At 61.4% G+C, this 9488-nt stretch carries 9 protein-coding genes; all 9 read right to left on the bottom strand.

All coding sequences use genetic code 11. The features are described 5' to 3' along the window. Nucleotides 1-128 precede the first annotated feature (128 nt). Nucleotides 129-833, bottom strand: a complete 705-nt coding sequence (gene pyrF, locus RO069_RS07260; protein ID WP_328186355.1) for an orotidine-5'-phosphate decarboxylase — start codon at nucleotides 831-833, stop codon at nucleotides 129-131. Nucleotides 834-912: 79 nt separating this feature from the next. After that, the gene (gene lapB / locus RO069_RS07255; protein ID WP_328186353.1) at nucleotides 913-2082 is read right to left on the bottom strand and encodes a lipopolysaccharide assembly protein LapB; all 1170 of its coding nucleotides are present in this window, start codon (nucleotides 2080-2082) and stop codon (nucleotides 913-915) included. Continuing rightward, nucleotides 2083-2385, bottom strand: coding sequence for a LapA family protein (locus RO069_RS07250; RefSeq protein WP_328186352.1), 303 nt, complete (start codon nucleotides 2383-2385; stop codon nucleotides 2083-2085). It lies immediately after the preceding gene. A gap of 98 nt (nucleotides 2386-2483) precedes the next feature. After that, complete coding sequence (locus RO069_RS07245; protein WP_248231122.1) at nucleotides 2484-2780, bottom strand: integration host factor subunit beta; 297 nt, start codon at nucleotides 2778-2780, stop codon at nucleotides 2484-2486. Between the two features lie 259 nt (nucleotides 2781-3039). Then, nucleotides 3040-4731: a 30S ribosomal protein S1 gene (gene rpsA / locus RO069_RS07240; protein WP_328186350.1), complete on the bottom strand. Its 1692-nt coding sequence runs from the start codon at nucleotides 4729-4731 to the stop codon at nucleotides 3040-3042. Nucleotides 4732-4903: 172 nt separating this feature from the next. Next, a complete protein-coding gene (gene cmk, locus RO069_RS07235) occupies nucleotides 4904-5593 on the bottom strand; it encodes a (d)CMP kinase (RefSeq protein WP_328186348.1) in 690 nt (229 codons plus the stop codon). After that, nucleotides 5593-7788 (bottom strand): bifunctional prephenate dehydrogenase/3-phosphoshikimate 1-carboxyvinyltransferase, encoded by a 2196-nt coding sequence (locus RO069_RS07230; protein WP_328186357.1) that lies wholly within the window; start codon nucleotides 7786-7788, stop codon nucleotides 5593-5595. Before RO069_RS07230 ends, cmk begins: the two co-directional genes overlap by 1 nt. Nucleotides 7789-7828: 40 nt before the next feature. Continuing rightward, nucleotides 7829-8950: a histidinol-phosphate transaminase gene (hisC, locus tag RO069_RS07225; RefSeq protein ID WP_328186346.1), complete on the bottom strand. Its 1122-nt coding sequence runs from the start codon at nucleotides 8948-8950 to the stop codon at nucleotides 7829-7831. Nucleotides 8951-9062: 112 nt separating this feature from the next. Then, a partial coding sequence (locus RO069_RS07220; protein ID WP_328186345.1) for a prephenate dehydratase occupies nucleotides 9063-9488 on the bottom strand: 426 nt, incomplete at its 5' end.

The raw sequence follows: 9488 nt of genomic DNA, 5'->3' as shown, positions 1-9488 counted from the left end.
CAAAAACAGGGACGTTTTTGAAGAGCCTACAGGGATGTATTCACGGCGTGTCCCGAAAAACGTTATCGACCTGGCACTCCTGGCACAAAACCAGAAGGCTACAAGGCCAATCAAACTGTCAGCGAGGATCAAGAAATCTCAGAAACAATAGCCTTCAAAGAAGCCAAAGGATCAGAAGCCTGTGTAACAGGCCGACCAACAACCAGATAGTCGCTGCCAGCAGAAATAGCGGCAGAAGGCGTCATAACCCGCTGCTGATCCCCGTGATCGGCCGTGGCAGGCCGAATACCCGGAGTAACCAGCCTGAACCCAGCGCCCTGCTCCCGTTTCAGAACCGGCGCCTCCTGGGCCGAACACACCACCCCATCCAGACCACAGTTACGGGTCAACGTTGCCAGCCTGTTTACCTGATCCGCTGGTGAGCCAGTAATACCGATACCCGCCAGATCGTCAGCGCCCATGCTGGTCAGCACCGTCACCGCAATCAGCAGCGGACGATCCACACCGAAAGGCTCCAGGCGCTCCCGGCAGGCCACCATCATCTTCTCGCCACCGGAGGCATGGACATTCACCATCCATACACCCAACTCAGCCGCCGCGGCAACCGCCGCCGAGGTAGTATTGGGAATATCGTGGAATTTCAGGTCCAGGAACACCTCAAAACCCCGGTCGTGTAGCTTTCGTACCAGATCCGGACCACAGCGGGTAAACAGCTCCTTGCCCACCTTCAGACGGCACAGAGCCGGGTCCAGGGTATCCACCAGCGCCAGGGCCGGTGCTTCAGAAGGGAAATCGAGGGCAACAACAATACGGGGGCCGAGGGCATCGGTCATGGGCAGGCTCCTGTGTCCGAACGGTGGGAAGCTCCGATGTGCCGGAGGTGTTCGGGCGGGGATTATGGCAGAAAACGCCCTACTCTGCCTCCACACCCTGAATCGGGCGCACCGTCTCCCACTCCTTGCAACTCGGGCAGAGCCAGTGGAGCTGCTGGCCGGAAAAGCCGCAGTTAACGCAACGGTAGACGGGGCGGTTGGTCAGGATCAACTGGCCGATACGGCTTACCAGTCGACCTTCCCCGGTGGCCAGGCCTCGCTCGTAGCCCGCAAGCTCCACCAGCCGAAGGAGGCCTCGCACACTGGGCCGGGACTCCAGTTCGCTGCGCAGCAGGTCGATGGCCGCCTGACGGCCCGACGAGCGTTCCACCGCTTCCGCCAGCGCCAGCAAAAGACTGGTGCCATGATGCTGTTCATAGAGCTTGCGCAGACGCTTGACGTTGCCACCCACGTTGCCATGGGAGCGTTCCAGCTTCATGAAACGATCGATGGCCTCCGGACCGAACTCGGGGTTCTGCTCAAACACCTTCAGGCTGGCATTGGCCGCTTCCCGGTAGTTGCCCTGACGCCCCTGCAGGGTGGAGAGGATGAAGCTGGCGCGGACGCAATCGGGGTCGATGGACAGGGCTTCCCTGGCCAGCTTCTGGGCGCCCCAGCGGTCGTCCTTGTGGAGGCACTCATCCGCCAACTCACAGGTAATGTAGGCCAACTGTCGTGCCAGTTTCGGGTTCAGGGCGCCCTTCATCAGGGTGCGCGCCACCTGCGCCGCCTTGCCCCACTCACGCTCCTGCTGGTACAGCTCGATAAGCTGGCCGGCGGCACGTTCGCCATAGCCCCGGTCATCCATCAACTGGTGGAACAGCGCCTCGGCCCGGTCCAGCAGGCCGGCCGCCAGGTAGTCCCGGGCCAGTTCGAAGGTTACCTGGGGCGAGAAATGGGCGGGTAGCTCCGGGCGGGCCAGCAGGTTCTGGTGGATCAGGATGGCCCGGTCGGTTTCACCCTTGTTGCGGAAATGGGCACCAATGGACAGGTGCAGGCCAACGGTGTCCTTGTTGACCGCCAGGGACTGAACGAAGTTTTCGACGGCCTGGTCGGAGTAGTTGGTGAACAGGAACTGCAGGCGCTCACGGACGGATGACTCGTCCGAGAGTTTCGTGGCAGCCCTCTGGTCGGAACGGAAGTAGCGTCCGATAAACCAGCCCGCAGCGACGGCAGCCGTCAGCAGCAGCCACTGAAAAAACATATCCATTTAGAGCGCCCGGTCGTCAGGGGTTCTGCTTTGTTCCAGGGCCCGCTCCGCCTTGTCCAGACGCTTGCGTAGCTGGCGCCGGGAGACCGATACACGAACAGTCGCCAGAAGGGTCAATACCACGCCCAGAAGAATGCCGAAGGTGAATCCCAGGATGACCCAGACCGCAACGCCATGGGGCTGGGTTTCAAAAAACAGGAAGTTGAGGGAGACCGCCATCTGGTTGTTCATGGAGAATACCAGCACCGCAATGGCGACCAGTATCACGACCAGAAGGAGAATTATCTTCTGAAACCCTGCCATAGCACCCCTGCTCCAGGAATTGGGAATTCACGATGAACCACGCCAATTGTACCCGAATTCAGGGTTCGGGTGGCTAACACCAGAATGCGGAGACCGGTTCAGTAGCCCTTCTTCATACTGTCATTGACCTGCTCACGCAGCTCCTTGCCCGGCTTGAAATGCGGAACGTATTTCGCCGGCAACTGTACCGCTTCTCCGGTTTTCGGATTACGACCGGTCCTGGCCGCCCGATAATGGAGGGAGAAACTGCCGAATCCACGGATCTCTATCCGCTGCCCATCGGCCAGTGACTGAGACATGTGCTCGATGACCGTTTTAACAGCCAGTTCCACATCCTTCACAGACAGCTGAGTCTGTTTCGAGGCAATCAGTTCGACCAGTTCAGACTTTGTCATGAGGCCCATCCCTTTTCATTTTTATTACGAAGCCTCAGGAGTCCGCGTGGTAGAGCAACCCGCACCGCTGCGATCCATACCCTGCACACCCCTGGAGTCAGCTTCTCAAGTCTCAACCCATCCCGACCAGCCAGATTCCAGCTAACCCAACCAATGACCTGGGTAACAGGCAAAGACACTGCTAGTTTAGCTAATGCTGAAAAAAAGACAAAAAAAACGGGCTCTTAGAGCCCGTTTTTTTGCCTTCAAGAGGATTGAATCACTCTTTGTTGGCGTTTTGCTGCTGCATCTGCTCCTTGATGAGATCACCGATGGTGGTCGCACCAGACGTTTCAGCAGCCTTGGCGCGTACGCCTTCCAGAGCCTGCTTGTCGTCTTCAACGTCCTTGGACTTCACGGACAGGTTGATGACGCGGTTCTTGCGATCGATGCTGATGATCTTCGCTTCAACCTCTTCGCCTTCCTTCAGCGCGTTGCGGGCGTCTTCCACCTTGTCACGGCTGATTTCGGAGGCTTTCAGTACCGCTTCAACCTCGTCGTTCAGGGCGATGGTGGCCGCCTTGGCGTCAACTGCGGATACGGTGCCACGTACGATGGAGCCCTTGTCGTTCAGCTGTACGAACTCGGCAAACGGATCGCTTTCCAGCTGCTTGATGCCCAGGGAGATACGCTCACGCTCGGGATCAACAGACAGGATAACGGTTTCAACCTCGTCACCCTTCTTGTACTCGCGAACGGCTTCTTCGCCAGTCTCGTTCCAGCTGATGTCGGACAGGTGAACCAGACCATCGATGCCGCCATCCAGACCGATGAAGATACCGAAGTCCGTGATGGACTTGATCTTGCCGGATACCTTGTCGCCCTTGTTGTAGTTCGCGGAGAACTCTTCCCAGGGGTTCGGCACGCACTGTTTGATGCCCAGGGAGATACGACGACGCTCTTCGTCGATGTCCAGGATCATGACTTCCACTTCGTCACCGACCTGAACCACCTTGGACGGATGGATGTTCTTGTTGGTCCAGTCCATTTCGGACACATGAACCAGACCTTCCACACCCTCTTCCAGCTCGGCGAAGCAGCCGTAGTCGGTCAGGTTGGTGACCCGGGCGGTAACCTTGACACCTTCCGGATAGCGATCCTTGATATTAACCCATGGGTCTTCGCCCAGCTGCTTCAGACCCAGGGAAACCCGGTTGCGCTCGCGGTCGAACTTCAGGACCTTGATGGTGATCTCGTCACCCACGTTCACGATCTCGCTCGGATGCTTGATGCGCTTCCAGGCCATGTCGGTGATGTGCAGCAGGCCGTCAACGCCACCCAGGTCAACGAACGCGCCGTAGTCGGTCAGGTTCTTGACGATACCCTGCAGGGTCATGCCCTCGGTCAGGGTTTCCAGCAGGGCTTCGCGCTCGGCGCTGTTTTCAGCTTCCAGAACGGCGCGGCGGGAAACCACCACGTTGTTACGCTTCTGGTCCAGCTTGATAACCTTGAATTCCAGTTCCTTGTTCTCCAGGTGCGCGGTGTCGCGGACCGGACGAACGTCTACCAGGGAGCCCGGCAGGAAGGCACGGATGCCGGACAGGTCGACGGTGAAACCACCCTTGACCTTGCCATTGATCATGCCCTTCACAACTTCTTCCGCCTCGAAGGACTTTTCCAGTACCTTCCATGCTTCGGCGCGCTTGGCCTTTTCGCGGGACAGACGGGTTTCACCGAAACCGTCTTCAACCGCATCGAGAGCTACATCGACAACGTCGCCGACAGCAATTTCCAACTCGCCTTTTTCATTCAGGAACTGGGAGGCGGGGATAACGCCTTCGGACTTCAGTCCGGCGTTAACGGTGACCCAGTCGTTGTCGATATCCACCACGGTTCCCTGGACGATGGAACCCGGTTGCATGTCAATTTCTTTCAGGCTTTCTTCGAAAAGATCAGCAAAGCTCTCGCTCATTATGTGTCCTATGTGATCAACGCAAGTTTCTTCCGCGCCGCCAGCAGCACGGTCTGTTAGCAATATCCGGCAGTGGCAAGGGGCTGGCATTCACACCGCCACCGGATCCTTTACCCGCCATCTCCGCTGTAAAACTGCTCAAAAATACAACAGAAATAGCAAAAGGGTGCAGTCAGGCCTGACCCACAAGGGCCATGACCTTTGACAGCACCTCTTCGATACTTAAACCCGTAGAGTCAATGACTTGCGCATCTTCTGCAGGCTTAAGCGGGGCTGCGGAACGGTTCATGTCACGTTCATCGCGAGCCCGGATCTCGTCTAAAAGGTGGTCAATACTAACATCCGCACCGGCCTCCTTCAACTGAAGATAGCGCCGTTGGGCCCTTTCCTCGGCACTGGCGGTGAGGAAAACCTTCACCGGCGCCTCGGGAAAAACCACCGTGCCCATGTCGCGGCCATCGGCCACCAGCCCCGGTGCCTTCCGGAAGTCCCGCTGGCGCTGCAGGAGGGCGTCCCGCACCGCCTGGATCACGGCAACACGGGAGGCGTCGTCGCCGGTTTGCTCGGTGCGGATCTCCCGGGTCACGTCCTCGCCACCGAGGATCACCCGGACCGGCTCGCCCTCCGGCGTGGGCTCGAAGGTCACATCAAGACCGGCCGCCACATTGACCAGCGCTGCCTCGTCATCGAATGCCACGCCCTGACGCCGGGCCGCCAGCGCCGTCAGTCGATACAGGGCCCCACTGTCCAGCAGGTGCCACCCCAGCTGACGGGCCAGCATCTGGGTGACGGTGCCCTTGCCGGAGCCACCGGGACCATCCACGGTCACTACGGGTACGGTATTGTCGGACACGGACTGCATTACCTTCCCTCCTCGGCGTCGATGCGGATGCCGGTCTCACGGGCCAGGGCCTCGAACCCCGGAAAGGAGGTCGCCACGTTGGCACAGTCGTTCACCAGGATCTCGCCACTGGCCCGCAGGGACGCCACGGCGAAGGACATGGCAATGCGGTGGTCGCCATGACTGTCCACCTGACCGCCGACAATGGTCTGGCCACCGTCGATAATGATGCCGTCCGGGGTCACCGTGGTGGCCACTCCCACCGCCTTCAGGCCATCCGCCATCACCTGGATGCGATCGCTCTCCTTGACCCGCAACTCCTCAGCCCCACGGAGCACGGTACGGCCCTCGGCACAGGCAGCGGCGATAAAGAGTACCGGGAACTCGTCAATGGCCAGGGGCACCTGATCCTCCGGGATATCGATGCCCCGCAGGGTGGCGCTGCGCACCCGCAGGTCCGCGACCGGCTCGCCACCAATCTCACGCTCGTTGGAGACGGTGATATCGGCACCCATCAGCTTCAGGATATTGAGCACGCCGGTGCGGGTCGGGTTCATGCCCACATGGCGCAGGGTCAGGTCGGAATCCCCGGCGATACTCGCGGCCACCAGGAAGAAAGCAGCGGAGGAGATATCCGCCGGCACATCGATATGGCCGGCGCTCAGGTTTCCACCACCCACCACGCTGGACGTGGCGGCGTCCCGGTGGACGTGGTAGCCAAAGCCTTCCAGCATGCGTTCGGTATGGTCCCGGGTTGGCGCCGGCTCGTGTACGGACGTCATGCCATCGGCATAGAGCCCCGCCAGCAGCAGGCAGGATTTCACCTGGGCACTGGCCACCGGCATGTCATAGTGGATACCGGCGAGCTTCTGCCCGCCCCGGATCTTCAACGGCGGCCGCCCGCCCTCCGCGGTATCGATGACGGCTCCCATGGCCCGCAACGGCTCGGCCACCCGGTCCATGGGGCGGCGGGACAGGCTGGCATCGCCGGTCAGTTCGGAGTCGAACGGCTGGGCCGCCAGCAGGCCGGTGAACAGCCGCATGGCGGTACCGGAGTTGCCCAGGTACAGGGGCCCCCGGGGCGCCTCCAGGCCATTCATGCCCACCCCATGGATACGCACATGGCCATGATCGGGCCCCTCGATGGTGACCCCCATGTCCCGGAAGGCCTGCAAGGTGGCCAGACTGTCCTCCCCCTCCAGGAACCCGTCCACCTCGGTGATACCATCCGCCAGGGCCCCCAGCATGATGGAACGATGGGAAATGGACTTGTCGCCCGGTACCCGGATGTCCCCGTTAACACTACCACCCGGCTGCAGCCGGAACCTGACCGGTTTCTGACTCATATCTGTCACGTAGGCCTGTCCTGAAAGCATCTTGGAAAAATGGTTACGTGCCGCCCTGGCACGACTGAAAACCCGCAGCAGCGCGGCGCCATCCTGGTCTTCTATGGCCTGACGCAACTGCGCCAGGTCCTCGTTGAAGTGATCGATCACCCTGAGCACGGCGTCCCGGTTGGACAGGAAGATGTCGTGCCACATGACCGGATCGCTGGCTGCAATGCGGGTAAAATCCCGAAAGCCCCCCGCCGCGTAGCGGAAGATCTCCATGTTCTGGTCCTCACCGGCCAGGGTGTCCACCAGCGAGAACGCAATAAGATGGGGCAGATGGCTGGTGGCCGCCAGCACTTCATCGTGACGGGCCACGTCCATGGTCAGCACCGTGGCGCCACAGCCCTGCCACAAGCGCGTGAGCCGGTCGAGGGCGTCCGGCGCCGCGTCTGCCGGCGGCGTCAGGATGACCTTGTGGTCGCTGAACAGATCCTCCCGCGCCGCGCTGACCCCATTTTTTTCAGAACCAGCAATGGGATGGCCGGGAATTATCCTGGGGGACCAGCCCCCGAAGATCTCATGGACCGCCGCCACGAAGCTGCCCTTGGTACTGCCCACATCGGTCAGTACCGCCTCCGGCGAGAGGTGGGGCTGAATGGCCGCCAGCACATCCCGGGTGGCACGAACCGGCACGGCAACCACCACCAGGTCAGCCCCCGCAACCACCTCCGCCACGGAACCGTGACCGTCGATAACACCCAGCTCCACCCCCAGGGCGAGCTCGTCATCGCTACGGTCGGCGGCAACCACGGCGCCCACCAGGCCGGACTGCCTGGCGGCCCGGGCCAGCGAGCCACCAATCAGCCCGAGGCCGATAACGGCCATACGTTCAAATAGCGGCCCTTGCGCCCGAGGTTCCGTCACATCAGGCTCCCCGCCTGCCCAGCGTCCATTTCAGGGCATCCAGGAAACGTTTGTTCTCCTCCGGGAGACCAACGGTGACCCGGAGGTGGCGGGGCATGCCATAACCGGCCACCGGTCGCACGATGATGCCCTGCTGTAACAGCCCTTCAAACACATCCTGGGCATTGTCGCCCACGTCCACGGCAATAAAGTTACCGGCGGACGGGATCCAGTCCAGCCCCAGCTCCGAGAAGCCCGCCTCAAGCTGGGCCAGCCCCCTGCGGTTGACCTCCCGGGAACGCTCCAGGTACTCCAGATCGCCCAGGACCGCTGTTGCCGCCGCCTGGGCCACCGTGTCCACATTGAAAGGCTGACGCACCCGGTTGAGGATGTCGGCAATCGAGGGTGACGACACCGCATAGCCCACCCGCAGGGCCGCCAGCCCCCACGCCTTGGAGAAGGTGCGGGTAACAATCAGGTTGGGGTATTCCCGCAGCAGGCCGATGCCATCCGCATCGTCGTCATCTCCGGCCAGGTATTCACAGTAGGCTTCATCCAGTACCACCAGGACCCGGCGGGGCACCCGCTCCAGGAAAGCCCTGATGGCTTTTTCGCCCTCGACGGTACCGGTGGGGTTGTTGGGATTGGCCACAAAGATCAGCCGGGTCTGGTCGGTAGCCGCGTCGGCCATGGCCTCCAGGTCATGGCCCCAGTTCCTGGCCGGCACTTCCACTCCCCTGGCGCCAATGGCCATGGTCACCAGGGGATAGACGGCAAACGCATGCTGGGAGTAGATCACCTCGGTGCCGGGAGCGGCAAAGCAGCGGGCAATCACTTCCAGGACGTCGTTGGAGCCATTGCCCAGAGTAAGTTGGCTGGGTGCCACTTCCAGGTATCGTGACAACGCCTGCTTGAGACCGAAGGCGTTGCCATCCGGGTAGCGGCACATCTCCTCCAGGGCCTCCCGCGCCGCCTCCAGCGCCAGCGGACTGGGGCCCAGCGGGTTCTCGTTGCTGGCCAGCTTGACGATACTGTCAGGCTCCAGGCCGTATTCACGGGCCAGTTCCTCGATGGGTTTGCCTGGCTGATAGGGGGTCAGGCCCTGTACGCCTTCCACCGCCAGTGACTGATAGTCGATCGACATGTCCAAATCCTCCGGGTTTCCGTGCCAGGGTTCCCTGTTATAAGGCAACTGGCCAGCGATGCCGGGTGGGCCAGTGTCCCATGCGGTTCATTCGCTGACCTACTGCGTGATGCTAGAGCACACCGGCGGGGTAGGACCCCAGTCGCTTGAGTTCAACCGCGTCCTCTTCCAGGTCCTCCAGCAGCTTACTGATGGTGGCGTCGTCCATATGGCCTTCAAAATCAATGTAGAACACATAGGCCCAGGTGCCGCTGGGTGATGGCCGGGTCTCGATGCGGGTCAGGCTGATGCCGGCCCGATGGAACGGCTCCAGTAACTGGTACAGGGCGCCGGGGCGGTTCCGCATGGAGACCAGGATCGACGTCTTGTCCTGCCCGCTCGCGCCGACCGCCTCACGACCGACAATCAGGAACCGGGTGGTATTGTCCGGCCGGTCCTCGATCTTGCCGGCCAGGATGTCCAGTCCGTAGAGTTCGGCGGCCATGTCACCGGCGATCGCCGCCGTACCCGGTTCGCTGGCGGCCCGTCGGGCCGCCTC

This window comes from Marinobacter sp. OP 3.4 (assembly GCF_036224885.1).
GTDB lineage: Bacteria > Pseudomonadota > Gammaproteobacteria > Pseudomonadales > Oleiphilaceae > Marinobacter.
Note: the sequence above shows the minus strand (reverse complement) of the source record. Positions and strands in the feature narration are given on the sequence as shown.

Excerpts from the sequence above, each read along its gene's own strand:
- pyrF (WP_328186355.1), bottom strand. The coding sequence starts at position 833 with ATGACCGATGCCCTCGGCCCCCGTATTGTTGTTGCCCTCGATTTCCCT.
- lapB (WP_328186353.1), bottom strand. The coding sequence starts at position 2,082 with ATGGATATGTTTTTTCAGTGGCTGCTGCTGACGGCTGCCGTCGCTGCG.
- RO069_RS07250 (WP_328186352.1), bottom strand. The coding sequence starts at position 2,385 with ATGGCAGGGTTTCAGAAGATAATTCTCCTTCTGGTCGTGATACTGGTC.
- RO069_RS07245 (WP_248231122.1), bottom strand. The coding sequence starts at position 2,780 with ATGACAAAGTCTGAACTGGTCGAACTGATTGCCTCGAAACAGACTCAG.
- rpsA (WP_328186350.1), bottom strand. The coding sequence starts at position 4,731 with ATGAGCGAGAGCTTTGCTGATCTTTTCGAAGAAAGCCTGAAAGAAATT.
- cmk (WP_328186348.1), bottom strand. The coding sequence starts at position 5,593 with ATGCAGTCCGTGTCCGACAATACCGTACCCGTAGTGACCGTGGATGGT.
- RO069_RS07230 (WP_328186357.1), bottom strand. The coding sequence starts at position 7,788 with ATGGCCGTTATCGGCCTCGGGCTGATTGGTGGCTCGCTGGCCCGGGCC.
- hisC (WP_328186346.1), bottom strand. The coding sequence starts at position 8,950 with ATGTCGATCGACTATCAGTCACTGGCGGTGGAAGGCGTACAGGGCCTG.